General features: G+C 61.6%; 15 protein-coding genes and 1 tRNA gene. 13 read left to right on the top strand and 3 right to left on the bottom strand.

Annotated elements, in window-relative coordinates; translation table 11 throughout:
• The first annotated feature begins 23 nt into the window (after positions 1-23).
• Positions 24-698 carry a site-2 protease family protein gene (locus V1471_RS06690; protein WP_434287573.1) on the top strand — a complete coding sequence of 225 codons (675 nt, stop codon included), beginning with the start codon at positions 24-26 and terminating at the stop codon, positions 696-698.
• Between the two features lie 30 nt (positions 699-728).
• Here V1471_RS06690 and rimK read toward each other — a convergent pair whose 3' ends face one another.
• Positions 729-2,126 (bottom strand): 30S ribosomal protein S6--L-glutamate ligase, encoded by a 1,398-nt coding sequence (gene rimK, locus V1471_RS06685; protein ID WP_434287572.1) that lies wholly within the window; start codon positions 2,124-2,126, stop codon positions 729-731.
• Positions 2,127-2,461: 335 nt separating this feature from the next.
• Here rimK and V1471_RS06680 point away from each other — a divergent pair, with 335 nt between their 5' ends.
• The 5 genes from V1471_RS06680 (at position 2,462) to V1471_RS06660 (ending at position 8,580) form a co-directional block, all read left to right on the top strand.
• On the top strand, positions 2,462-3,823 hold the full coding sequence (locus V1471_RS06680; protein ID WP_434287571.1) for a nucleobase:cation symporter-2 family protein: 1,362 nt from the start codon (positions 2,462-2,464) through the stop codon (positions 3,821-3,823).
• A gap of 152 nt (positions 3,824-3,975) precedes the next feature.
• The gene (gene tgt, locus V1471_RS06675) at positions 3,976-5,106 is read left to right on the top strand and encodes a tRNA guanosine(34) transglycosylase Tgt (RefSeq protein WP_434287570.1); all 1,131 of its coding nucleotides are present in this window, start codon (positions 3,976-3,978) and stop codon (positions 5,104-5,106) included.
• A gap of 276 nt (positions 5,107-5,382) precedes the next feature.
• Positions 5,383-7,788 (top strand): endopeptidase La, encoded by a 2,406-nt coding sequence (lon, locus tag V1471_RS06670; protein ID WP_434287569.1) that lies wholly within the window; start codon positions 5,383-5,385, stop codon positions 7,786-7,788.
• A 211-nt stretch (positions 7,789-7,999) separates the two neighbouring features.
• Complete coding sequence (locus V1471_RS06665; protein WP_434287568.1) at positions 8,000-8,434, top strand: HU family DNA-binding protein; 435 nt, start codon at positions 8,000-8,002, stop codon at positions 8,432-8,434.
• A gap of 71 nt (positions 8,435-8,505) precedes the next feature.
• Positions 8,506-8,580, top strand: a tRNA-Val gene (locus V1471_RS06660).
• 83 nt (positions 8,581-8,663) lie between these two features.
• Here V1471_RS06660 and V1471_RS06655 read toward each other — a convergent pair.
• Positions 8,664-12,896: an EAL domain-containing protein gene (locus tag V1471_RS06655; RefSeq protein ID WP_434287567.1), complete on the bottom strand. Its 4,233-nt coding sequence runs from the start codon at positions 12,894-12,896 to the stop codon at positions 8,664-8,666.
• Positions 12,897-13,357: 461 nt separating this feature from the next.
• Here V1471_RS06655 and V1471_RS06650 point away from each other — a divergent pair, with 461 nt between their 5' ends.
• The 4 genes from V1471_RS06650 (at position 13,358) to V1471_RS06635 (ending at position 18,697) form a co-directional block, all read left to right on the top strand.
• Positions 13,358-16,501, top strand: a complete 3,144-nt coding sequence (locus V1471_RS06650; RefSeq protein ID WP_434287566.1) for a methyl-accepting chemotaxis protein — start codon at positions 13,358-13,360, stop codon at positions 16,499-16,501.
• Positions 16,502-16,543: 42 nt separating this feature from the next.
• The gene (locus V1471_RS06645; protein WP_434287565.1) at positions 16,544-17,581 is read left to right on the top strand and encodes a protein-glutamate methylesterase/protein-glutamine glutaminase; all 1,038 of its coding nucleotides are present in this window, start codon (positions 16,544-16,546) and stop codon (positions 17,579-17,581) included.
• Positions 17,578-18,114 carry a chemotaxis protein CheD gene (locus V1471_RS06640; protein ID WP_434287564.1) on the top strand — a complete coding sequence of 179 codons (537 nt, stop codon included), beginning with the start codon at positions 17,578-17,580 and terminating at the stop codon, positions 18,112-18,114. Before V1471_RS06645 ends, V1471_RS06640 begins: the two co-directional genes overlap by 4 nt.
• 358 nt (positions 18,115-18,472) lie before the next feature.
• Positions 18,473-18,697, top strand: a complete 225-nt coding sequence (locus V1471_RS06635) for an RND transporter (RefSeq protein WP_434287563.1) — start codon at positions 18,473-18,475, stop codon at positions 18,695-18,697.
• Between the two features lie 227 nt (positions 18,698-18,924).
• Here the strand turns inward: V1471_RS06635 and V1471_RS06630 are convergent, their stop codons facing one another.
• Positions 18,925-20,310, bottom strand: coding sequence for a dipeptidase (locus V1471_RS06630; RefSeq protein WP_434287562.1), 1,386 nt, complete (start codon positions 20,308-20,310; stop codon positions 18,925-18,927).
• Between the two features lie 260 nt (positions 20,311-20,570).
• Here V1471_RS06630 and hemA point away from each other — a divergent pair, with 260 nt between their 5' ends.
• From hemA to ispG, 3 genes are all read left to right on the top strand, one after another.
• Positions 20,571-21,800, top strand: a complete 1,230-nt coding sequence (gene hemA, locus V1471_RS06625) for a 5-aminolevulinate synthase (RefSeq protein WP_434287561.1) — start codon at positions 20,571-20,573, stop codon at positions 21,798-21,800.
• A gap of 109 nt (positions 21,801-21,909) precedes the next feature.
• Positions 21,910-23,118, top strand: coding sequence for a helix-turn-helix domain-containing protein (locus tag V1471_RS06620; protein ID WP_434287560.1), 1,209 nt, complete (start codon positions 21,910-21,912; stop codon positions 23,116-23,118).
• A gap of 98 nt (positions 23,119-23,216) precedes the next feature.
• Positions 23,217-24,344, top strand: coding sequence for a flavodoxin-dependent (E)-4-hydroxy-3-methylbut-2-enyl-diphosphate synthase (ispG, locus tag V1471_RS06615; RefSeq protein ID WP_434287559.1), 1,128 nt, complete (start codon positions 23,217-23,219; stop codon positions 24,342-24,344).
• Positions 24,345-24,427: the final 83 nt, after the last annotated feature.

The raw sequence follows: 24,427 nt of genomic DNA, 5'->3' as shown, positions 1-24,427 counted from the left end.
TTGAGAATGGTATGAGGATATAAATGTTTCGTGATCAACAAGCCATTTTCGAATTTCGCGGGCCTTGGGGCGTGCCTGTCAGGATCGGCAGCAGTATCCTTTTGATGTTTTTGCTGTTCCTCTCGACCACCGGATCGGCGACGGATTTGCTCTATGATCTGGCCTTTATCGCCATGTTGATCGGGTCGGTGTTCCTGCATGAAATGGGCCATGCCTGGGGCGCTCTGGTGCAGAGAATCCCCGTGCGCAGTGTGACGATCCACGGCTTTGGCGGCTATTGCCAACAGGCGCGGGCGGCGACCCCGCGCGAGAGCGAGCTGATCGTGGCCATGGGACCGATCGTGACGCTCACGCTCTGGGCGGTGAGCCGCCTTGTCGCCAATGCGATGTGGGGCGCGGGGCGGGAATACGACCATGTGCTCTGGTTCTTCGAAACCATGGCCTGGCTCAACGGCTATCTGGCGATTTTCAATCTGCTGCCGATTGCGCCTCTGGATGGTGGCAAGCTGTTCGAGCTGATCCTGTTGCGGTTCATGCGCGGGACGACGGCGGCGAAGGTGACGGGCTATGTCGGGATCGCGGGGCTGGCGCTGATGATCCCCTATCTGGTGCTGGGGATGCACATGTATATTTTCGTGCTGTTCTTTGTTCCGGCCATTCTGGAAAACTGGAACCGGATGCGCGGGCAGGTCTACTGACCCGCCCGAGACGGAGGATGCGCGGGCCGATTATGCCTTGCTGCGCCCCTTGCGTGCGGGAGCAGGGCGCATGCGTTTCTCGATCATGTCGAAGAGCGCACCGGCGATGTTCTTCGCGGTGGTGGTTTCGGCACCTTCGAAGCCCGGAGAGGAATTGACCTCGAGCACTTTCGGCCCGTCTTCGGCGCGCAGCAGATCGACGCCCGCCATGCGCAACCCGAAGGCTTTGGCCGAGCGCACCGCCGTGTCCCGTTCCTCTTTCGAGATGCGCACCTTGGTGGCCTGACCGCCCAGATGCAGGTTGGAGCGGAAATCGCCGCCGGAGGACGAGCGCTTGATCGCCGCGACCACCTTGCCGTCGATGACGACACAGCGGATGTCGACGCCTGCGGCTTCCTTGACGAAATGCTGGACGAGGAAGTTGGCTTTGAGGCCCCGGAAGGCGGAGATCACCGATTGCGCGGCTTTCTTGGTCTCGGCCAGAACGACGCCGCGGCCTTGGGTCGATTCCAACAGCTTGACGATCAAGGGCGCGGAGCCCGCCAAAGCGATCAGGTTGTCCGTGTCCTTGGGCGAGGCGGCGAAGGCGGTTGTCGGCATGCCGATGCGGTGACGCGCGAGGACCTGATGCGCCTGCAATTTATCGCGCGATTTGGCGATGCCCTCAGAGCCGTTGACGCAAAACGTGCCGATGGTTTCGAACTGGCGGATCACGGCGGTGCCATAAGAGGTGACGGAGGCGCCGATGCGCGGGATCACGGCGTCGTAGCGCGGCAGGCGTTCGCCGTCATAGTAAATCTCCGGTGCCATGGCGTTGATCACCATGTAGCAGCGGGTGGTGTCGATCAGCTCGACCACATGGCCGCGCTTCTCGCCCTCTTCGACGAGGCGCAGGGAGGAGTAATTGTCCGGCTCGCGCGACAGAACGGCGATGCGGAGCGCGCGCGGGGCCACGGTGTCGCGGATCGCGGTGGTGAAATAGACCGCGTCGTCGAGCCGGGGCTGGCAAAAGCTCTCGGACGGCTGGACGATCATGTCGTCGCGAATGGCCTGACGGCCAAGCAGCATGCGGTAGGCCATATTGGTGCGGTTGGTCAGCGTGATCTCGATCGGCCAGAGCCGGTCGCCCATGGCGATCTCGGAGGAGATGACATAGCGCAGCTCGGTCTCGCCATTGGACGAGGTCACCTCGCGGCGGTCCACCACATCGGCGGAGCAGGAAATCGTGATGTCCTCACGCCCCGGCACCGGATGGATGTTGAACCGCACCTTGGGGGCGTCCGCCTTGCCGAAAGGTTCGATGTCGAAGGCATGCAGCGCCGAGGTCTTGGCGCCGGTGTCGACCTTGATCTTCAGCGCGGGCAGGCCGAGCGCGGGCAGGGAGGCCCACTCTTCCCAGCCTAAAGCGAAAGGAGCTTTGTCCGTCATGTGCGTGTCTCGCAATTTGGGGAGAGGCCGGGGCGCGATGCTGCGGTCCGGCCAGATGCGCCCAATGTCACCTTCCGAGGGTTCTGACAAGAGGCTTTGTCGGTTTTGTGACAAAGCGGCGGGCGCAATGTGTTCGCGGTGTTTTGCCAATCCCAAAGCGGCGCGTTTTTGGACGCAACGGTGCGAAAATCGAGGTTTTTGCCGTTTTCTTGCGCGTGCCGTGCCCCGGAGGCCGCGTTTGGGCGTTTTGCGACAGGTAACGCTTTCGTCATCGCCGGGGGCGGCTCAGGCTTTCGCTCAGGGGATTTAAAACGGAACAAACTGGGGACAAACATATGAGCGAAGAAAAATTCATGCCGCTGGTCTATCAGCTCGACGATGTGCCGCCGCCGCCGCAGGCCGCGCTGGCCGCGGTGCAACATGTGCTGGCCTCCATCGTCGGCATCGCGACGCCGTCGCTGATCATCGGTGGCGCGCTGGGGCTTGGGGCCTATACGCCCTATCTGATCGCCATGGCGTTTTTCGTTTCGGGCGTGGCCACCTTCATCCAGTGCAAGACCATCGGGCCGGTGGGCTCGGGGCTTTTATCGCTTCAGGGGACGTCATTCGCCTTTCTCGGCGCCATTCTGGCGGCGGGGTTTGCGGTCAAGGGGCGCGGCGGCTCGCCGGAGGACATCCTCGCGATGATCTTCGGGCTGTGCCTTGTCGGGTCGCTGGTGGAGATCATCCTGTCGCAGTTTCTCGACAAGCTGAAGCGGATCATCACGCCGACGGTGACGGGGGTGGTGATCACGGTGATCGGTCTGTCGCTGATCAAGGCGGGGTTCACCGATTTCGCGGGGGGCGCGATGGCGGGGGAGAACCTCGGCAAGCCGCTTTACCTTCTGATGGGGACGCTGGTGGTGGCGATCATTCTTGTGATGACCTTCATCGGCAAGCCGACGCTGCGGATTTCCGCGATCATGATCGGGCTGGTGGTCGGCACCATCGTGTCGAGCTTTTTCGGCATGGTGAATTTCGGAGCGCTGGGCTCGGCGAGCCTCTTCGCCCTGCCGATCCCGTTCAAATATGGCATCGATTTCGATTTCGGTCTCTTCATCCCGCTGGCCTTCCTCTATCTGGTGACTGCGATTGAGACCTCGGGCGATCTGACCGCGAACTCGGTGATTTCCGGTCAGCCGGTCTCGGGCGATCTCTATATGAAGCGCATCAAGGGTGGGGTTCTTGGCGATGGCGTCAACTCGGCGCTGGCGGCGATTTTCAACACCTTCCCGAACACCACGTTCTCGCAGAACAACGGGGTGATTCAGATGACCGGCGTCGCTTCGCGCCATGTGGGGATGTATGTGGGTGGCATTCTGGTGATCCTCGGGCTGTTTCCCATTGTCGGGTCGTTCTTCCTGATCATCCCGAAACCGGTATTGGGCGGGGCGACGCTGGTGTTGTTCTCGACCATCGCGGTGGCGGGTATCCGAATTCTGGCGACCGAAGAGATGAACCTGCGCCGGGTCTACATCATGGCGGTGTCCTTCGGCCTTGCGCTGGGCGTCACTCTGGTGCCGGATTCGACCCAGAACCTGCCGACCTTCCTGAAACAGGTGTTTGCCGCACCGATCACGCTGGCGGGTCTTTCGGCGATCATTCTGTCGCTGGTCATCCCCGAGGATGCCAAGGCGACGATCGAGGCTGCGGAGTAAACCACGTCTGCCGCGGGTCTATTGGTAAATCGACACAGGAACCCGCCCATTGGGGCGGGTTTTTGAGTATTTGCGCCATCGGAAAGCCGCGAGACCGCGCGTCGCGGCAGAAGACTGGCCCCGCGCGGCATTTGCGGGTACATCCCGGCCTTATGACCCAGCGATTCTCATTTTCCGTACACGCCACCGACGGCAAGGCCCGCACCGGTGTGATCTCCACCCCGCGCGGCGACATTCGCACGCCCGCCTTCATGCCCGTGGGGACGGCGGCGACCGTCAAGGCGATGATGCCGGAGAGCGTGCGCGCCACCGGGGCGGATATTTTGCTGGGCAATACCTATCACCTGATGCTGCGCCCGACGGCGGAACGCATCGCGGCGCTGGGCGGGCTGCACAAGTTCATGAACTGGGAGCGGCCGATCCTGACGGACAGCGGCGGGTTTCAGGTCATGAGCCTTTCCGATCTGCGCAAGCTGACGGAAGAGGGCGTGACCTTCCGCTCGCATGTCGACGGCTCGAAACATTTCCTCTCGCCCGAGCGCTCGATGGAAATTCAAAAGCTCCTGGGTTCCGACATCGTCATGTGTTTCGACGAATGCCCCGCGCTTCCGGCGGATCGCGACCGGATCGCGCAGAGCATGCGTCTGTCGATGCGCTGGGCGGCGCGCTCGAAAGAGGCCTTTGGCGACCGGCCCGGACACGCGCTGTTTGGCATTCAGCAGGGCGGTTTGGAGCGCGATTTCCGGGAAGAAAGCGCTACGGCTCTGAAAGAGATCGGCTTTGACGGCTATGCGATTGGCGGGCTTGCGGTCGGCGAGGGACAGGAGCTGATGTTCCAGACGCTCGATTTCGCGCCGGAGTTCCTGCCGGAGGACAAGCCGCGTTACCTGATGGGCGTGGGCAAGCCGGACGACATCGTGGGGGCGGTGAAACGCGGCGTCGATATGATGGATTGCGTGCTGCCGTCGCGGTCGGGGCGCACAGGGCAGGCCTGGACCCGTCGCGGGCAGGTCAACATCAAGAACGCGCGCCACGCCGACGATCCGCGTCCGCTGGACGAACATTGTTCGTGTCCTGCTTGCCGCAATTACTCGCGCGCCTATCTGCACCATGTGTTCCGCTCGCAGGAGATTATCTCCTCGATGCTGCTCACCTGGCACAACCTGCATTATTTCCAGGAGATCATGCAGGGCATGCGCGATGCGATTGCGGGCGGCACGTTTGAGGCCTGGGAAAAAGACTTCCACGACACGCGCGCGCTGGGTGACATCGAACCAATTTGAGGCGAAGGCGCCCTTTGGTTTGAAATGTTTCAGTTTTTTGACGGGATGGTCGGAGACGCGGCGACGCTTGCGGGGGCAGAGGATGAAAGTCCGGCGAAATCCGGGCAAATCCGCTCTTGCCCGTACCGGTCATGACGGGCAGACTGACGTTCAAGCCGCAACTTGACTTGGTTGAAATCGCCGGGGTGCCCCCCCAGATATAGAGCCAAGACAGGAAAGACCGGATGGTTGCCGCAGGGGCGGGGCCTTGGTCTTTTGCCAAGATAAGGAATGACTATGCACGAGCAAATCCAATCCTATCCCGTCCTGCCGCTGCGCGACATCGTGGTGTTTCCCCACATGGTCGTGCCGCTGTTCGTGGGCCGGGAAAAATCGGTCAAAGCGCTCGAAGAGGTGATGGCGCAGGACAAACAGATCCTGCTCTCCGCCCAGATGGACCCGTCGGTGGACGATCCGTCGGAGGACGGCATCTTCCGCGTCGGCGTGCTGGCCAATGTGTTGCAGCTTTTGAAATTGCCCGATGGCACCGTCAAGGTGCTGGTCGAAGGCGAGCGTCGGGTGCGGCTTGAACGGTTCCTCGAGAACGACAGCCATTTCGAGGCGGAGATTACCCCCCTAGAGGAAAGCGTCGGCGATGCCGATGCGGTCACGGCCCTTCTGCGCTCCGTGCGCGAGGAGTTCGAGCATTACGCCAAGGTGAAAAAGAACATCCCCGAAGAGGCGCTTGTCGCCGTGTCCGAGACCCGCGAGCCCGCAAAACTCGCCGATCTCGTGGCCGGTCACTTGGGCGTTGAGGTGGACGAGAAGCAGAAGCTTCTGGAAACGCTTGCGGTCGATGCGCGGCTTGAGGCTGTGTTCGGGCTGATGCAGGGCGAGATGTCTGTGCTTCAGGTCGAGAAAAAGATCAAAACCCGTGTCAAATCGCAGATGGAGAAAACCCAGCGCGAATATTACCTGAATGAGCAGATGAAGGCCATTCAGAAGGAACTGGGCGACGGTGAGGACGGGGCTGGCGAGATCGCCGAGCTCGAAGAGAAGATCGCCGCTACCAAACTGTCGAAAGAGGCGCGTGAAAAGGCCGAGGGCGAGCTCAAGAAGCTCAAGAACATGTCGCCGATGTCGGCCGAAGCCACGGTTGTGCGCAATTATCTCGACTGGATGCTGTCGATCCCGTGGGGCACGAAATCCCGCGTCAAAAAGGATCTGAACAAGGCGCAGGAGATCCTCGATCACGACCATTACGGGCTTGAAAAGGTCAAGGAGCGGATCGTCGAATATCTCGCCGTGCAGAGCCGCAGCCAGAAGCTGAAAGGCCCGATCCTCTGCCTCGTCGGCCCGCCGGGCGTGGGCAAAACCTCGCTGGGCAAATCGGTCGCCAAGGCCACGGGGCGCGAGTTCATTCGCATCTCGCTGGGCGGCGTGCGCGACGAGAGCGAGATCCGCGGTCACCGCCGGACCTACATTGGCTCCATGCCGGGCAAGATCATTCAGGCGCTGAAAAAGGCGAAGACGACGAACCCGCTTATCTTGCTCGATGAGATCGACAAGATGGGGCAGGATTTCCGGGGCGATCCGGCGTCGGCCATGCTCGAAGTGCTTGATCCGGAACAGAATTCCACCTTCGTGGATCACTACATGGAGGTCGAATACGATCTCTCCAACGTGATGTTCCTGACCACCTCGAACAGCTACAACATGCCGGGGCCGCTTCTCGACCGGATGGAGATCATCCCGCTGTCGGGCTACACCGAGGACGAGAAATCGGAGATCGCGAAACAGTATCTGATCCCGAAACAGATCAAGAACCACGGCCTCAAGGCCAAGGAATTTTCTGTGACGGATGAGGCTGTGACGGATGTGATCCGCTACTATACCCGCGAGGCGGGGGTGCGGAATCTCGAACGCGAGTTTGCCAAGATGGCACGCAAGGCGGTGACGCAGATCGTGCGCAAACAGGCGGACAGCGTCGAGGTGAACGCGGGCAACATCGAGGACTTCCTCGGCGTGAAGAAATTCCGCTACGGTCTGGCCGAGAAAGAGGATCAGATCGGGGTTGTCACGGGCTTGGCCTATACGTCGGTCGGTGGTGATCTGTTGCAGATCGAGGCGCTGAAACTGCCCGGCAAGGGGCGGATGAAGACCACGGGGAAACTGGGCGATGTGATGAAAGAATCCATCGACGCGGCCAGTTCCTATGTGCGCTCCATCGCGCCGCAGATCGGGGTGAAACCGCCGGTGTTCGACACGATCGACATCCACGTCCACGTCCCCGACGGGGCGACGCCGAAGGATGGGCCCTCGGCCGGTCTGGCGATGGTGACGACGATTGTGTCGGTGCTGACGCAGATCCCGGTGCGCAAGGACATCGCCATGACCGGCGAGGTGTCTCTGCGCGGCAATGCCACCGCCATCGGCGGGCTCAAGGAGAAACTTCTGGCGGCTCTGCGGGGCGGCATCAAAACCGTGCTGATCCCGGAAGAGAACGTCAAGGATCTCGCCGAGATCCCGGACAATGTGAAAGAGGGGCTGGAACTCATCCCCGTCACCCATGTGTCCGAGGTGCTCAAACACGCGCTGGTGCGCCAGCCGGAGCCGATTGAATGGGACGAGGCCGCCGAAGAGGCCGCGCGTCTGGCCAAGCTTTCGGGCGGCGGTGAAAGCCAGGGTGCGACGGCACACTGAACGCCGTTCTGGAAACAATTGTGGGAAAGCCGACCTTCGGGTCGGCTTTCTTGCTTTTGGGGGCGGGGAGATGCACAGGGTTTGGGCAAATAAACCTTTGGTTCATCAAGGCGCTAGAACCATGGTTCCGAGGCCATTTCTCGTTTGCAGCGTACGGGGCGACGAGAGTAAGGTTTCCACAACGGAAACAAACCACCAGAGGGGCTCTCTTATGGCTGCGCGGACCACCGCAACCCGGAAAACCAAGACCACTGCGAAAACATCGACGGCAAAGAAAGCCGCTGCGAAAAAGACCGTGCCGATCAGCACGGAGCCCGCGCCGGTTGAGGCGCCCGAAACCACGGTGGTGACGACCATGAAGAAGAAAGATTTCATCGACCGGGTGGCCGAGGCCTCCGGCGTCAAGCGCGGCGAGGCCAAGAAGGCGGTCGAGGCGACGCTCAAGGAGCTGGGCGATGCGCTTCAGCGCGGTGAGGAGCTGAACCTGCCGCCTTTGGGCAAAATGTCTGTGAAACGGCAACAGGACGGCGCTGGCGCGCATGTCATCGTGGCCAAGCTGCGCCGGTCCAAGACCATGCTGGGCGAAGAGGTTGAAGGCGAAGAAGGCGCTGAGGAGACGGCAGAAACGGCGACCGAGGAAAACTGAATTTCCGGGATATTTTCTGGCAAAAGCCTCTTGCATCCGAATTTGCCAGAGGCTAAACACCGCGCCACGGCGGGTGATTAGCTCAGTGGTAGAGCGCTTCGTTCACATCGAAGATGTCAGGAGTTCAAATCTCTTATCACCCACCATCCAGATTTCTGCCGGTCTGAACCGGCCTTGAGGGCGCCCGTTGGGTGCCCTTTTGTTTTGTCAGTTCCCGGCTCAGAGATGGCTACAGGACTTCAGAGGCGGCGTCTGTGGTGCCGTTGGCGCGGTTCTCGGAGGTGCCGTAGAGCCGATTGGCCTGTTCGGCGGGCATCGCGCGGGCGTAGAGAAAGCCTTGATGCCAGGTCAGCCCAAGTTCGAGAAGCATCCTGCGTTGCGCTTCGGTTTCGACCCCTTCGGCGACGATCTCGAAGTTCAGCGCCTCGGCCAGATGGATGACCGAGCGCAGGGCCTCGCGCGAGCGGCGGTCGGTGACGATGCGCTCGATCAGGGATTTGTCGATCTTCACGATGTCGATCGGCAGATGGGTGAGACGGTTGAGATTGGAGGCTTCCTTGCCGAAATCGTCGAGCGCTATTCGGATGCCCTGAGCACGCAGAATGGCAATCTCGGTCATCGCCTGATCCATGTCGATCCGGTCGGTGATCGCATCCTCGCAGATTTCGAGCACGATGGCGTGGCGCACCTGGGCGAGCGGACCGAAATTGCGGATCAGCAGCGCGGCGGCGCCGGGGAAGGCCAGCGCCTCCAGCCGGATGTTGAAGCTGACGAAGGCGCCGGGGCAGGCGGTGAGGCGGGTGAGCAGGCGGTGACACAATTTACGGGGTGTGTCGGACTGATCCTCGCTCAGCAGTACATTCTGCAACTGCGGCAGGAATTGCCGGGGCGGCAGGATCTCGCCTGAGAGCCGCTCCCAGCGCAACAGCGCCTCGAAGCCAACGACCCGGTGGGTCTCCGCATCGAAAATCGGCTGGACGTATTTGACGATCTCGTCACGCTGCAACGCCCCGAGGACATCGTGATAACTGGTCAGGCGGCCGTCTTGCCGCAAGCGTTCGAAGAAGGCCTCATCGGTCAGGATCACCTTGTTGCGCCCGTGCTCCTTGGCCTCGCGCAGCGCCCAGTCGGCCCATTTCGCGGCGTCGTCGAGCCGGTCGGTGCGGGCCAGCCGGGTGACGCCGATGGAGACGGTGCGCGACACCGGCCCCGACGAGGTGGGCAGGGTAGACGCCGCAATGTCCCGGGCCAGTTCCTCAGCGAATGTGCGGTTCAGGGCGGCGGTTGTGGCGTTGCGAATGACGGCGAATTCCTCCCCGCCGACGCGACAGGCATGACCGAGCGCTCCGGTTTTTTCGGAGATCACGGCGGCGATCCGGCGCAACAGATCGTCACCGACCTTATGGCCGTAGGTGTCGTTCACGCTCTTGAAATGGTCGAGGTCGAGCAGGAAGAGGTCGTAATCGTGGAGACGTTCGCCATCGGCCAGAAGCCGGTTGAAGCCGCGGCGCGAATAGAGCCCGGTGAGCTCATCATGGGCGACGAGATGTTCGAGTTTCCGGCGCGCCAGCGAGACTTCGGTGATGTCGACGATCATGATGATATTGAGCCACCTGTCCTCGTTTTCCTCGATCACGCTGCGCAGCTCGACGATCCGTCTCTCCCCGGTTTTGGTGAGCAAGCTCAGCGTGTTGGAGATCGTTTCCTTGTCCCTGGTGCGGGACAGGAGATGGCGGCGAAAGCTTTTCGAGGCAGCGTGATCCTCGGTCGGAATGAAGTCGATGAGATCGCGCCCGAGGGTCTCGGCGCGGCTGTAGCCGAAATGTTCGCTCCAGGCGTCGGAGACCGACTGGATGCGCCAGTTGCGGTCCTGGGAAATCACCACGGCGGCGTTGCGGTTCAAGAGCGTTTCGGTGAGGCTGCGCTGCGCCTCGAATTCGGTCACATCGGTGAAAAGGATGATGTATTTCGGCTGTTCGCCCGTGGCGTCCGGGTCGATCAGGCGACGTTCGGCGGTCATCTTGCGGATCTTGCCCCCGGCGGTGGTGAATTCGAGCACCTTGTGGGCAGGCGGCGTAAAATCGTCCCCGAGTGCCCGCATCTGATTGACGAAACGGCGGGTGTGGACTGGGGTCAACTCGGCGATGTCGCGGCCGATCAGATCGCTGCGGGAAAACCCGAGGCGGGTGCAGAGCGCGGGCGTGGCGTTGAGGGTGCGGCGTTGGCTGTCCTGGACGAGCAGAAGGGCGGGGCCTTCTTCGAGGGTGAGTTTATAAAGTCGGGTGTTGCGATGCAGCTCGGTCGTGTCGGTGATCTGGACAATGTAATGATGCGACAGGCCGGGGGTGCGGGTCTTGCGGATCGCGGCGAGGGCTTTGCGCAGGGTGCCGTCATGACGGCGGATGTCGATCTCGAGGGTGAGATCGGTGTCCGGGCTTTCACGGATAAAACGTCGCATGGCGGTGAGCGTGTGATCGGGCAGGCGCAGGAAGCCGGACGTGGCGGGTGTTTTGCCGAGGATGACGCTGCGGGGCACGTCGAGATAGGCGCAGAGCCGGTCCGTGATTGTTGTGATCCGGAATTGGGCATCCATGGTGATCATCATGGCGGGGCTGTTGTCGAGCAACTCGGTGCGCAACATGCGATCACGGGTGCGTTGCTGTTTGTAACTGCCGGCGAGGGTGACGAGGCAGGAGCCGATCAGCACGAGGATGGAGAATTCCACATAGGAGAGCGGGGATTTGAGCCCGGCCCCCAGAAGGAGCGCTGAGGCTACGGCGATATTCGCCAGCCCGGTTTCCAGCATATTGCGCAGGGTGACGGTCGAGAGCAGCAGGACCAGACCGAAGGTGACGGGCAGGGCGGAGGACAGGCCGAAACTGTCGAAGGGAAACCGGCCGGTCAGAAAGGCACACCCGGCCAGCATCAGGGTCAGCGGAAGGGCCGAGACGGCGGGTCGGTCGGGGGCTTCGAAGCCGAAATGCAGTTTCCAGATCACCCCGATGAAAATCGGGGTGAGCAGGGCAATGCCGGTCAGGTTGGCCAGCAGAAATTGCGCGACCTCTGTCAGGTGCGGCGGGGTCTGGCCGAAAAGGGCGAGGGCGGCCTGATTGAGAAAGGCAAGCGCGAGGCCGGTGAGCATGATCGACAGCAGAAAGCCGACGAGGCTCTGGAGTTTTGGGTCGACTTCGACGAAGCGGCGATCGACGAGTGTCAGACGGAGCATATGCCGGGCGAGAGAGGCGAGGATCAGCGCCTCAACGCCATTGAACCCGGCGGAAATCAGCGCGGTCGCAGGCGGTTGTGCGAGGGCGAGACGTGCGACAATCATGGCCATCGTCCCCGCGCCCAGAACGCGGGGCCAGCTGTGTCCGGGGTGCAGCAAAAGATAGTAGGAAAGCAATCCGGCGCTCCACCACAGCGGCACGAGAGTCGGAAAGCTGACGCGGAACAGGCTCTCGGTCAGCCATGTCACGGCAAAGATCGCGACGGCGGTCCAGACGAGCCGTTGACGTTCGGTGGCGCGAAAGGTCATCCAATGGTGCGGACGCAGGAAGAGCGGCAGGCGGTTTGCTTCATCCGAGGCGCTGTCGGAGGTCATCCGCGCGCTGCGGGGCGGCGGCGTCGGGCCGGGTGCTGCGGGGCTTTGAAAGAGGTCGCTCTCCGAGGCGAGAGGGGCGTCGATGTCCCGGGCGGCGCGTTCCAGCGGGCGCAGACGTTTTTCCACCACGAGGATGGACAGCAGACTGAGGCCGACGGTTGCAACGAGATCGAGCGGGCCGCCTTCGCCGCCCCAGAGCGAGAGGATCATGTTGAGCTGAAGGGTGGCGAGTACGGCCCAGAGCAGGCGGTCGACCTTTGGTGTGTGCGGGTCCCAAAGCAGGCGGGGGGCCTTGGTCAGGGGCAGGGAGAGTGCGGCGAGTCCGAGAAACAGCAGGGCTTCGGAGAGCGACAGGCCCTGCGCGAAACGGGAGAGCGCGGGGGGAAAGGTCGGGGACGGGTCGATACTCCGGGACAGCCGGAACAGGGCGATCTCGGCGATGGAGATCAGGATGACACAGGCGATCCAAGCGCCGCTTTTCTGTCCGCGTGCGATCAGCGGCAGCAGGGCCAGCAGCAGGAAACACAGAAGCGAGAGGAGGCTGAGATGGAGGGTGTCGGTCTGCGACCCGATCAGGACGAGCAGGCCCTGCACCGGGTGGCCCTCCAGTTCCGCGACGCGCAGGAGGATCAGGGTGAGTGCGACCGGAGAGCCGTAGGAGAGATGCGAGCTGGGGCGGAGGTTGCCGTGGCGGCGGCGATGCCACTGATGCAGGAGATCGGCGAGGAGCAGGCTCGTGGCGACGAGCACCGTCGGATGCAATGGCCCGAGCGTCGGGGGCGGGGCGATGCCGCCGATCAGAGAAACCGCCTGAAGCAGTAGCAGGGTGACCATCAGGGCCACGACGCTGCGGAGCGCCATGGGCAGTCCGGCGCGGGGGCTTGGGCGGAAACGTCTTGTGATGTTCACGGGCAATGGGTCTTTGTTGTGAATCTTGTGCGATCTGGCTTCGGGAACCGCAGGTGCCGGAACGGCAAATGGGCGCGTGATCTCAGGAAATGGTTAATAGGTTTATCAATGGTTAATGCAGCCGGGATCTGGGCGAAAAAATGCGCAAAAAACGCCGGATGTGCCGTGAGATGCACAGGCTTGCCGCGCGGGGCCGCGTGGCCGACTTGGGGTGATCCCGGGGGGCGGGCGCAGGATTCATGAAAATTCGAGCGATTGTCCGAACGAAAATATCCGGACTTAAATGAATCTTCACTCCTTGGCGGCATGGATCGTGAGGTACGGGGCAGCTGTGCCCGAAAGCTGATCGATATATCGCTTGGGCCACCTCTCACCGGAACGTGGAGCGGACCCGCGATACCTGGAGACATGAGATGAAATTTTTTAGCAGGATCAAACTGGCGAAAAAGCTGCCGGCGATCATGATCGGACTGACCATCGTGACCATCGCGATTGCGAATCTCGTATCCTATCGCAATGCGTCGCAATCCTTGCTCGGCGAGGCGGAAGAGGCGATGATGACCGTGGCGGAAGCCCGCGCGCTTGAGCTGGAGGGCTGGCTCGAGGGGGTCGATATCGATCTTCGCAGTCAGGCGGAAAACCCGACGGTGCTTTCGGCGATCCGTGGTTTCGGGGAGGCGTGGGAGACGCTTGACGGTGACCGCACGGCCTATCTCAAGGGCTGGTACATCGAGCGCAACCCCAATGAACAGGGCTTCAAGCAACAGCTCGATTATGCGCAGGACGGTTCGGCCTACAGCCAGGTCCACAAGCTCTATCACGGCTATTTCCGCAAGCTCGTCGAGGAAAAGGGCTATTACGATGTCTTCGTCTTCTCGCTTTCCGGCGATCTGATCTATTCGGTGTTCAAAGAACAGGATTACGCCACCAATTTTCTCGAAGGCGACTATGCCGACACCGGGCTCGGGACGGTTCTGCAACAGGCTCTGGCCGCACAAGGGCCGGGCATTTTCTTCGCCGATTTCGAGAAATACGCCCCCTCGCATGGCGCTCCGGCGGCTTTCCTGGCGTCCCCGGTTCTGGATCGTCGTGGCGAGATGCGCGGCGTGATCGCGTTCCAGATGCCGGTGGATCGTATCGACACCATCACCACGCGTCCGACGGGGCTCGGCACAACCGGCGATTCCTATCTGGTCGGCACCGATCTTCTGTTGCGCTCCAACACGATCCACGGCGCGGGGAATGAGATTCTGAACGTCACCCTGAGCACGGATTCGGCGAAAAAGGTGATTGCCGGGGAAACGGGATTTCTGCGCGAAACCGATCAGGAGATCGGCACCGGCAAACTTCACGAACATCTCGCGGCCTTCTTTCCGGTGGAGTACCACGGGGTGAGCTGGGGGCTGATCGCGGAGCAGACGATCGAGGAAATTCTCGAGCCCGCGACGGCGCTGGCCCGGACCATGGCCTGGCAGGGTGCTCTGATGACCGCCGTGGTGGCGCTGGTCGCCTATCTGATCGCCCGGACAATTTCCCGCCCGCTGACCCGTGTGGAAGGGGCGATGCGCACGGTTTCCGAGGGCAATTATGCGGTCGACGTTCCGGGCGTCGAGCGCGGCGACGAGATCGGGCAGATCGCCAATGCGCTGGACGATTTCCGTCATGCGCTTGGACGAGCAGAGCAGGCCACGCGCGACGGTCTGTTCAAGGGGGCCGCGTTCGAGGGGTCTTCGGCGGCTCTGATGATGATCGATCAGGACTTCACGATCACCTATATGAACTCGGCCGTGCATGAGCTGCTCAAAGAGAACGAGCCGGTCTTCCGCGGGATGTTCGGGGCGTTCGACGCCGACCATATCGTCGGTAAGAACATCGATATTTTTCACAAAGATCCGCACCGGATTCGCATGATCCTCTCCGACACGAGCAAGATGCCCTTCTCGACGGATATGAAGGTGGGGGATGTGCATTTCGCGCTGGATGTGAACGCGGTGGTCGATCTCGACGGCGAGCAGATCGGCTGTGTGATGGAATGGAAGGATGTCACCGACATCCGTACCAACGAGGCCGTCATCACCGCCCTTGACGGCAATCAGGCCAAGGCCGAGTTTGGCGTCGATGGTAAGCTCATGAAGGCCAATGCGAATTTCTCGCGCATGCTGGGCGTCGACCCGACCGAACTGATCGGCATGAAACATGACGAAATCTTTGCCTTCAACGCCAAGATGGCCTCCGAGCGGGGCGATGTTTGGGAGCGCCTGAATCGGGGCGAAAGCATCTACGGCCGGTTCAAGCTGCTCGACAAGGAGGGCAACACCTCCATCCTGGAAGGCACGTTCAGCCCGGTGAAGGATTCCTCGGGGCGTCCGTTCCGTATCATTCTTCTCGGCACGGACATCACCGACAGCCAGGCGGCCCTCGTGGCGGCGGAAGCCGAACGCGAGCGCATGAAGGCGGAACAGGACCGCGTCGTGGAGGGGTTGCGTGTCGGCCTCAAAAAACTGGCGCAGGGCGATCTGACTTCGCGGATCGATGATAAATTCTCGGTCGAATACGAAACGCTGCGCGGCGATTTCAATCAGGCAATCGAGAATCTTCTGTCGGCCATGCGCAACGTGGTCGAGAATGCCGACATGATCCGGGGCGAGGCCGCCGAGATATCGAACGCGGCGGACGACCTGTCGCGCCGGACCGAGAAACAGGCGGCGACGCTGGAGGAGACTGCGACGGCGCTGGACGAGCTGACCTCTTCGGTACGCTCGGCTGCCGATGGCGCGAAACAGGCCTCCGAAATGGTGGAGACCGCCAAGGCCAATGCCGAATCTTCGGGCAAGGTGGTGCAGGAAGCGGTTGAGGCGATGAGCCAGATCGAGACCTCCTCCGATCAAATCTCGAAAATCACTTCGGTGATCGACGACATTGCCTTCCAGACCAACCTTCTGGCGCTCAACGCGGGGGTCGAGGCGGCGCGGGCCGGTGAAGCGGGACGGGGGTTCGCGGTCGTGGCCTCCGAGGTGCGGGCATTGGCGCAGCGGTCTTCCGAGGCGGCGCGAGAGATCAACGATCTGATTTCCAAGTCCGGAACACTGGTGAAACGCGGCGTGAGCCTTGTCGGCGAGACAGGGGAGGCGCTGCGCGGAATCGTGAAATCCGTGTCCGAGATTTCTCACAACGTGTCGGAAATCGCTATTTCCTCGCGCGAGCAGTCCTCGGGGCTTGCGGAGATCAATGCGGCGGTGAACCAGCTCGATCAGGTGACCCAGCAGAATGCCGCCATGTTCGAACAGACCACGGCCGCCAGCCACGCCCTGACCCGCGAGGCGGAGAACCTGAACGTCACCACGTCGCGCTTTGCCATTGGCAGTGTACAGGCACAGACCACAGTGGCCAGTGCGCCGGTTCAGGTGGATTTCAAGCGTCCGGTGAGTAAACCGGAGCCGAGAATGGCGGAGACGCCCGTTGCCGCGGCCAAGGCGCCGAAACCAGCTGTCAAACACGCGGTGAATGCCCCCGTGCCGGTTGCGCCGCCGATTGAGGACGACTGGGAAGATTTTTGAGCAACCTGCGCGTGATATCCGGGCTGTTAAAAGGAGATTGGCTTGAAACCGTTACGTGTTCTGATTGTGGATGACTCGGCGACAATGCGCCGCCTCATCCGGTCGATCCTCGAAGCCGACAGTCGCCTTGTCGTGGTGGCTGAAGCGGGAACGGCGCGGGAGGCACGGGATGCGGTGAATACGCATCGCCCCGATGTGATGACGCTCGATGTCGAAATGCCAAGCATGAGCGGGCTCGAGTTTCTCAAGCGTCTCATGCGGCATCGTCCGATGCCCGTGGTGATGGTCTCGACATTGACCCGCCGGGGCAGCGATGTTGCGGTGGAAGCGATGGCTCTGGGCGCGGTCGATTGCGTGGAAAAACCCAAGTTAGGAGATGGGCTCGAAAATTTCTCGCGGCTCTCGGAGATGGTGGTGCTGGCCGCGCGGGCGCGACTTCCCAGCCCGCGCAGTGCTCAGCGTCCACGGCCACAGCCGGGAAAGGAAAGGAATTTTCACAGGATTTGCCTGATTGGGGGGTCGACAGGGGGGGTGGATGCAATCGAACGCGTCCTGCAGCGCTTTCCAGAGAAGTGTCCGCCGACATTGATCACGCAACATATGCCGGAACCGTTTCTGGTCAGCTTTACCGCCCGTCTCGACCCGCTGGTCGCGCCCAGGGTCATGCTGGCAACGGATGGGAGCGCGCTGGAACCCGGAGTGGTGATGATTGCACCGGGGGGGGCCACGCATCTCAATCTCGGCGGACCTGTCGATTTGCGGGTCAAGTTGCACAAGGGGCCGCCGGTGTCCGGTCACCGGCCGTCTGTGGATTCGATGTTCCTTTCTGCTGTGCCGATGGCGCCACGGGTGACGGCGGGGATCCTGACCGGCATGGGGCGCGATGGGGCGGAAGGCATGGCCGCGCTGCGCAAGGCCGGGGCCCGAACGCTTGGACAGAGCGAGGAAAGCTGCATCGTTTTCGGTATGCCGCGGGTGGCCGGAGAATTGGGGGGCGTCGAACAATGGGCCGATCTGGACGTGTTCGGCGATGAAATCCTGCGTCTGTGTGAAAGCCCGGCACATGTGAGGGCGACATGACCACGATTTCTGAAAAACGCGCATTCGGGAGCCGGACCTATATCGCCCAGGGGGAATATGCGATCGGCGAGAGCGAAGACACGGTGATTTCCACAATTCTCGGATCCTGCGTCGCCACCTGCCTATGGGATCCCGTGGCGCGGGTCGGGGGGATGAACCATTTTCTTTTGCCGGAAGGGCCGCCCTCGCGCAGCGATGTCAGTTCCTTCGGCGCCAATGCCATGGAGCTCTTGATCAACGGTCTGATCCGGCATGGGGCGCGGCGTGAAAGGCTTAGGGCCAAGGTGTTTGGCGGGGCTGAAATGTATAAGGGGCTGACCAATGCCGGGAACCAGAATGGCACTTTCGTGCTGTCCTATCTCGAACGGGAGAATATTCCCTGTGATGGGCAGAGCCTGGGCGGGACGCAGGCGCGGCGTGTCGAGTTCATGCCTGCGCTTGGCAAAGCCCGGCAAAAGCTTGTGGCGGATGCGTCTCAGGTTGTGGAAAAAAGGCCGACCCCGGAACGGACGAGCGATCTGGAACTGTTCTGAGGGGTGGCATGGTGTGTGCGGACCTTTGCGGGCGGTTCTTGTCTGCATCCCGTGAGCATCGGGATGGGAGTGCCAGACGATTGCATGTGCGGCGCGCGCGTCTCATCGGGGCGGTGGGCGGAAAGCCGGGGTTTTGCACAAGGATGTGGCACGGTTCAGGCGGTGTGCTTTGGCGTAGTTTTACGATGGGGCGGCGGCTCTGGAACCGGATGGCCCGCGATTTCGGCCCGCAATTTCGGCAGGTGTTTCGGGGGAAATGTGAGCTGGGTGCGTTTTGCGAGCCCCAAATGACAGTCCGAAAGAGCGGCTCTGTGAAAAATGCCTTGGTCTTGGTTCGGAAGGCGGGCAGGAACGAGGAATGAAGTTGATCGATTCCATCTCCTTGTCGATATGTGTGCTTGCGGCGCTGACGCTTGGTCTCGCGCCTTTCGTGCCGGAGCCGCATATCTGGGAAAAGCTGAACATGCTTGCCTGCGGCACACTTTCTCGACCGATCGATATGTTCGATCTGGCGATGCATGGGCTGCCTTGGGTGTTGCTGATCGCAAAACTGCTCCGCGGGGCGCGTCCGGCGGAAGGCTGAGGCGTTTTGTTGGGGGGGGCGCCGGTGCCATGTTTTGACAGCGGCGCACAGGACGGCGCACAGAAATCTGCATAGAACGTGCTGTGTTCCCGGGCTGTTCCTGAGAGCCGTAGCTGGCTTTGATCTAAGGAGTTGCGGTGTCCGTTCCACGCGGTGGGGAAGGGAAAGCCTCCGGCACAGGATATGCCGGAGGCTTTTGAGTTTGTGGCCACAGGCAAGCGCCACGGTCAGGCTTTCGAGACCGCGTCGAGAATGCGCGCCCAGCTGCGGATGCCTTTGTGGAAATTCTTGAGGCCGTATTTCTCGTTCGGAGAGTGGATTCGGTCGTCGTCATCCGCATAGCCGACCAACATGGAATCGAGGCCGAGAATGGTGGTGAAGAACCCGGCGATCGGGATCGAGCCGCCCATGCCCGCAAACACCGCCTCGCGGTTCCATTCGTCCGAAAGCGCCTGGCGCGCAGCTTCGAACTCCGGACGCGCGGTGTTCATCACGGCGGCGGGGGAGCCTTCGAGATCCTGATCCCAGACCACTTTGGCGTCGACCGGAAGCTGTGCCTCGACATGGGCGCGCAGGTTCTTGCGGATCTTGTCCGGGTCTTGCGTGCCGACGAGACGGCAGGTGATCTTGCAATGCGCCTCGGCCGGGATCACGGTTTTCGAGCCGGGGCCCTGATAGCCGCCCCAAAGCCCGTTGATCTCAAGGGTCGGGCGTGCCCATTGCTGTTCGAGGGCGGAATAGCCCGCCTCGCCATGGGCCACGGTCATGCCTGCGGTGGCGAGATATTCCGCCTCGTCGAAGCCACAGCTTTCCCATTGCGCGAGTTGTTCGGCGGGGACTTCCTCGACGCCGTCATAGAAATCCTTGACGGTGACGCGGCCCTGATCGTCGTGGAAGGTGCTGATGATCCGGGAGATTTCTCGCAGCGGGTTGAGCGCCGGGCCGCCGTAATGGCCGGAGTGCAGATCCATCGAGGGACCGATCAGGGTGAACTCGTCCTTCAGCATGCCGCGCAGTTGCGAGGCGATGGAAGGCACGCCGGGAGAGACCATCGAGGTGTCGCAGATCAGCGCCAGATCGGCGGCGAGCTTGTCTTTGTGGGTTTCCATGAAGGGGATGAGCGAGGGCGAGCCGCTTTCCTCTTCGCCTTCGAAGAAGAAGGTGATGGTGCAAGGCAGGGTGCCATGCTCGGCGATCCAGGCGCGACAGGCCTCGACGAAGGTCATGAGTTGGCCTTTGTCGTCGGAGGCGCCGCGGCCACGGATCACTTTTCCGCTCTCGCGCTCTTCGATGAAGGGGGCAAACGGATCGTGATCCCAAAGCGACAGCGGATCGACCGGCTGCACATCATAGTGGCCGTAGAACAAAAGATGCGGCGCGCCGGACCCGATCTTGCCCCAGACCATCGGATGGCCGGGGGTGTCGCAAAGCTCGGCCTCGGCACCCAGAGACTGGAGATCGGCGACAAGCCACTCGGCGGCGGTCTTGCAATCGGCCTTATGCGCCGGGTCGGTGGAGATCGACGGGATGCGCAGGAAGGTCATCAGCCGCTCGAGGGTCGGGTCGATGTCGGCGTCGATGCGCGCCAGCACCGGATCGAGACGTGTGTTCATTATCGGAAACCTTTGATCGTGCTCGGGTTGTTTTGTCGCAGCTTACGCCTCTCATTCCCGGTGTCCAGTCGAGACCATGGGTTGACATAGATCATTCAGAAGGGGTTTTTAGTCATTCTAAAAGGGCGGGGCAGAATGAGGCTTGTTCAGCCCTTACGGGGTCTGGTGGCGGTATTATCTTGCGAATTGTGAATATGAGTCGCAATTTTCGTTTTGTGCCGCTAAAAGAGGCAGACCCGAGACGCGCGAAAGGATAAAAAGTGGACTACACGGCGAAGCTTGACGAGGCGATCCAACGTTTGCACGACGAGGGGCGCTATCGCACTTTCATCGACATCGAGCGCAAGCGCGGACAATTTCCGCACGCCACCTGGACCCGCCCCGATGGCACCGAGCGGCCCGTCACCGTCTGGTGCGGCAACGATTATCTCGGCATGGGACAGAACCCGGTGGTGATCGAAGCCATGAAAGAGGCGGTGGACGCGACCGGCGCCGGGTCTGGCGGCACGCGCAACATCTCGGGCACGACCGTCTACCACAAACGTCTCGAAGCCGAACTGGCCGATCTGCATGGCAAAGAGGGCGCGCTGGTCTTCTCCTCGGCCTATATTGCCAATGACGCCACGCTCTCGACGCTTCCGACGCTGTTTCCGGGGCTGATCATCTATTCCGACGCGCTCAACCATGCCTCGATGATCGAAGGCATCCGCCGCAACGGCGGCGCCAAGCGCATCTTCCGCCACAACGATCTCGATCACCTACGCGAGTTGCTGGCCGCCGACGATCCCGAAGCGCCGAAACTGATCGCTTTCGAGTCGGTCTATTCGATGGACGGCGATTTCGGGCCGATCAAGGAGCTTTGCGACATCGCCGATGAATTCAACGCACTGACCTATCTCGACGAGGTGCACGCGGTGGGCATGTACGGTCCGCGCGGTGGCGGTGTGGCCGAGCGCGACGGTCTGATGGACCGGATCGACATCATCAACGGCACGCTGGGCAAGGCGTTCGGCGTGTTCGGCGGCTATATTGCGGCCTCGGCGAAAATGTGTGACGCGGTGCGCTCTTACGCGCCGGGCTTCATCTTCACGACCTCGATCCCGCCGGCGGTGGCCGCGGGCGCTGCGGCCTCGATTGCTTGGCTGAAAGGCGAGGGCGGGGTGAAGCTGCGCGAGGAGCATCAGACCCAGGCGAAAATCCTCAAGACCCGTCTCAAGGGGCTGGGCCTGCCGATCACCGACAACGGGTCGCATATCGTGCCGCTGATCGTGGGCGATCCGAAACACACGAAATTGATGTCGGACATGATGCTCGAGCAGTATGGTATCTACGTGCAGCCGGTGAACTACCCGACCGTGCCGCGCGGTACCGAGCGTCTGCGCTTTACGCCCTCGCCGGTGCATGGTCCGAAGGAGATGGATCACCTGATCAAGGCGCTTGACGCTTTGTGGAGCCATTGTGCGCTGAATCGCGCCGAATTGGCTGGCTAAAACGCATATCTGCTGTGCGAGCGGTTTGAGCATGTGGTAACACTGTCCCAAGGGGTTTCGGCGAATCGTCAGGAACCCCATCGGGACAGGATCAACTTGGGGCAGGCTCATGATCGGGCGGTGGAGAAAACCACCTGTCGAGGATACGGAACATCCTCGCGGGTTTGATGACTTCGAGTTGAAACTCGGCGACATCATGCGTGGCGAACGCGCGACCATCGGCAAATCCCTTCTCGACGTGCAGCGCGAGTTGAAGATCAAGGCGACCTATATTGCCGCGATCGAGAATTCCGATCCCTCCGTGTTCGAGACCCAGGGGTTCATTGCTGGTTACGTGCGCTCTTATGCGCGCTATCTCGATCTCGATCCCGACTGGGCTTTTGCGCGGTTTTGTCAGGAAAGCGGTTTCGCCGTCGCTCATGGCATGTCGCCGCAGGCCTCCAGCAAACGCAGCGGTCCCGCCAAGACGGCGCAGAAATCCACGGTCAGCGACCCGTTCGCCAATCCGAACGCCAGTTTCGTGCCGCGCGGGCAGAGCTTTATGTCGCGCATCGAACCGGGTGCGCTTGGCTCCTCTGCGGTGCTTTTCGCGCTTCTGGGCGTGATCGGCTATGGCGGCTGGACCGTGTTGCAGGAAATTCAAAAGGTCAAACTCGCCCCTGTGGATCAGGCCCCCGGCGTGATCTCCGAAGTGGCGCCTTTGGGCGGGGATCAGATGGTCGTCGCGGGCTTGGACGAAAGCGTGAGCCTTGCCACGCCCTCCGCCGAAGCGCTGGACCGGCTGTACCGGCCGCAGGCGCTCGACGTGCCGGTGCTGGTGCCGCGCGACGGGCCGATTGCCTCGCTCGATCCGCGCGAAGTGGGCGCTCTGGCGGGCGAAAGCGCCGCCGCAGATCGCGAATCCATTCTCAACGATATGTCGAACCTGATCGCCGATGCGGCCCTGTCCGATCAAGGCGACTCGTCGGTTCAGGTCACAGCGGACGACGCGCCGCAACTGGCGCTGGTGGCGGTTCTGCCGTCCTGGGTGCGGGTACAGGCCGCCGACGGGTCGGTGATTTTCGAGAAGATCCTCGATGCGGGAGAGCGTTATGTCGTGCCCGCGATGGAGCAACCGCCCGTGCTGCGCACGGGCAATGGCGGTGGCGTTTATTTTGCGGTGAACGGTCAGGCCTATGGCCCGGTCGGTTCCTCGGGCGAGGTGGTCAAGAATGTCGCGCTTTCCGTGGCCAATGTGTCCGACAGTTATCGCTCCGTCGATCTCTCCGCCAATGGCAGCGTGGCGGAGATGTTCCGCGTGGCGCAAAACGCGGAATAAGTCGCAGGGGAGAGACGCGGAAAGGCGGTTGTGACCGCTTGCCCCGCGCGGCGCGGAGGCCTATCTAAGGCCAAACGCGTTTCGCAAAAGAGGCTCCCATGTCGCACAATCCCGTCCGTCCCTGGCGCAATATCGACCGCCGTGTGAGCCGCAAGATCTGGGTCGGGAACGTGCCGGTGGGCGGCGATGCGCCGATTTCCGTGCAGACCATGACCAACACCCTGACCCATGACGTGAAGGCGACGTTGGATCAGGTGATCCGTGCCGCCGAAGCCGGGGCCGACATCGTGCGGGTCTCTGTGCCGGACAAGGAAAGCTCGGCGGCATTGAAAGAGATTTGCCGCGAAAGCCCGGTGCCGATCGTAGCCGACATTCATTTTCACTACATGCGCGGCATCGAGGCGGCGGAAGCGGGCGCGGCCTGCCTGCGGATCAATCCGGGCAATATCGGCGACGAGAAGCGCGTCAAGGACGTGATCAAAGCGGCGCGGGACAACAATTGCTCGATCCGCATCGGCGTCAACGCGGGCTCTCTCGAAAAGCACCTGTTGGAGAAATACGGCGAGCCGTGCCCCGACGCGATGGTCGAGAGCGGCATGGATCACATCAAGATCCTCGAAGACAACGATTTCCACAATTTCAAAATCTCTGTGAAGGCCTCCGACGTGTTCATGGCCTCTGCCGCCTATCAGCAACTGGCCGAGGCCACCGACGCGCCCATTCACCTCGGCATCACCGAGGCGGGCGGGCTGATGTCCGGTACGATCAAATCCGCCATCGGCATGGGGCAACTTCTCTGGATGGGCATCGGCGATACGCTTCGGGTGTCGCTCTCCGCCGATCCGGTCGAAGAGGTCAAGGTCGGCTATGAAATCCTCAAATCTCTCGGTCTGCGCCACCGCGGCGTGAATATCATTTCCTGTCCTTCCTGCGCGCGTCAGGGGTTTGATGTGATCAAAACAGTGGAGGAATTGGAAAAGCGGCTTGAGCATATCAAGACGCCAATGAGTCTCTCGATCATTGGTTGCGTGGTGAACGGACCGGGTGAGGCGCTGATGACCGATGTCGGTTGGACCGGCGGGGGTGCGGGTCACGGGATGGTCTATCTCGGCGGCGCCCAGTCGCATAAAATGTCAAACGACAGCATGATCGAACACATCGTTGAACAGGTGGAGAAAAAAGCCGCCGAACTTGACGCTGCCTCCGTCGACGAGCCCGCTGAATAACCTTGGCGTTTCCTTTGCTGCCTCAAATACTCAAATAAAAACCCCGCCAAACCGGCGGGGTTTCTTGTTTCAGCACAGCATTG

It is taken from the genome of Celeribacter sp. SCSIO 80788, assembly GCF_051054295.1.
Classification (GTDB): Bacteria; Pseudomonadota; Alphaproteobacteria; order Rhodobacterales; family Rhodobacteraceae; genus Celeribacter.
The sequence above is the reverse complement of the archived record's forward strand: the minus strand, read 5'-3'. Positions and strand labels throughout refer to the sequence as shown.

Excerpts from the sequence above, each read along its gene's own strand:
- V1471_RS06690 (WP_434287573.1), top strand. The coding sequence starts at position 24 with ATGTTTCGTGATCAACAAGCCATTTTCGAATTTCGCGGGCCTTGGGGC.
- rimK (WP_434287572.1), bottom strand. The coding sequence starts at position 2,126 with ATGACGGACAAAGCTCCTTTCGCTTTAGGCTGGGAAGAGTGGGCCTCC.
- V1471_RS06680 (WP_434287571.1), top strand. The coding sequence starts at position 2,462 with ATGAGCGAAGAAAAATTCATGCCGCTGGTCTATCAGCTCGACGATGTG.
- tgt (WP_434287570.1), top strand. The coding sequence starts at position 3,976 with ATGACCCAGCGATTCTCATTTTCCGTACACGCCACCGACGGCAAGGCC.
- lon (WP_434287569.1), top strand. The coding sequence starts at position 5,383 with ATGCACGAGCAAATCCAATCCTATCCCGTCCTGCCGCTGCGCGACATC.
- V1471_RS06665 (WP_434287568.1), top strand. The coding sequence starts at position 8,000 with ATGGCTGCGCGGACCACCGCAACCCGGAAAACCAAGACCACTGCGAAA.
- V1471_RS06655 (WP_434287567.1), bottom strand. The coding sequence starts at position 12,896 with ATGGCGCTCCGCAGCGTCGTGGCCCTGATGGTCACCCTGCTACTGCTT.
- V1471_RS06650 (WP_434287566.1), top strand. The coding sequence starts at position 13,358 with ATGAAATTTTTTAGCAGGATCAAACTGGCGAAAAAGCTGCCGGCGATC.
- V1471_RS06640 (WP_434287564.1), top strand. The coding sequence starts at position 17,578 with ATGACCACGATTTCTGAAAAACGCGCATTCGGGAGCCGGACCTATATC.
- V1471_RS06635 (WP_434287563.1), top strand. The coding sequence starts at position 18,473 with ATGAAGTTGATCGATTCCATCTCCTTGTCGATATGTGTGCTTGCGGCG.
- V1471_RS06630 (WP_434287562.1), bottom strand. The coding sequence starts at position 20,310 with ATGAACACACGTCTCGATCCGGTGCTGGCGCGCATCGACGCCGACATC.
- V1471_RS06620 (WP_434287560.1), top strand. The coding sequence starts at position 21,910 with ATGATCGGGCGGTGGAGAAAACCACCTGTCGAGGATACGGAACATCCT.
- ispG (WP_434287559.1), top strand. The coding sequence starts at position 23,217 with ATGTCGCACAATCCCGTCCGTCCCTGGCGCAATATCGACCGCCGTGTG.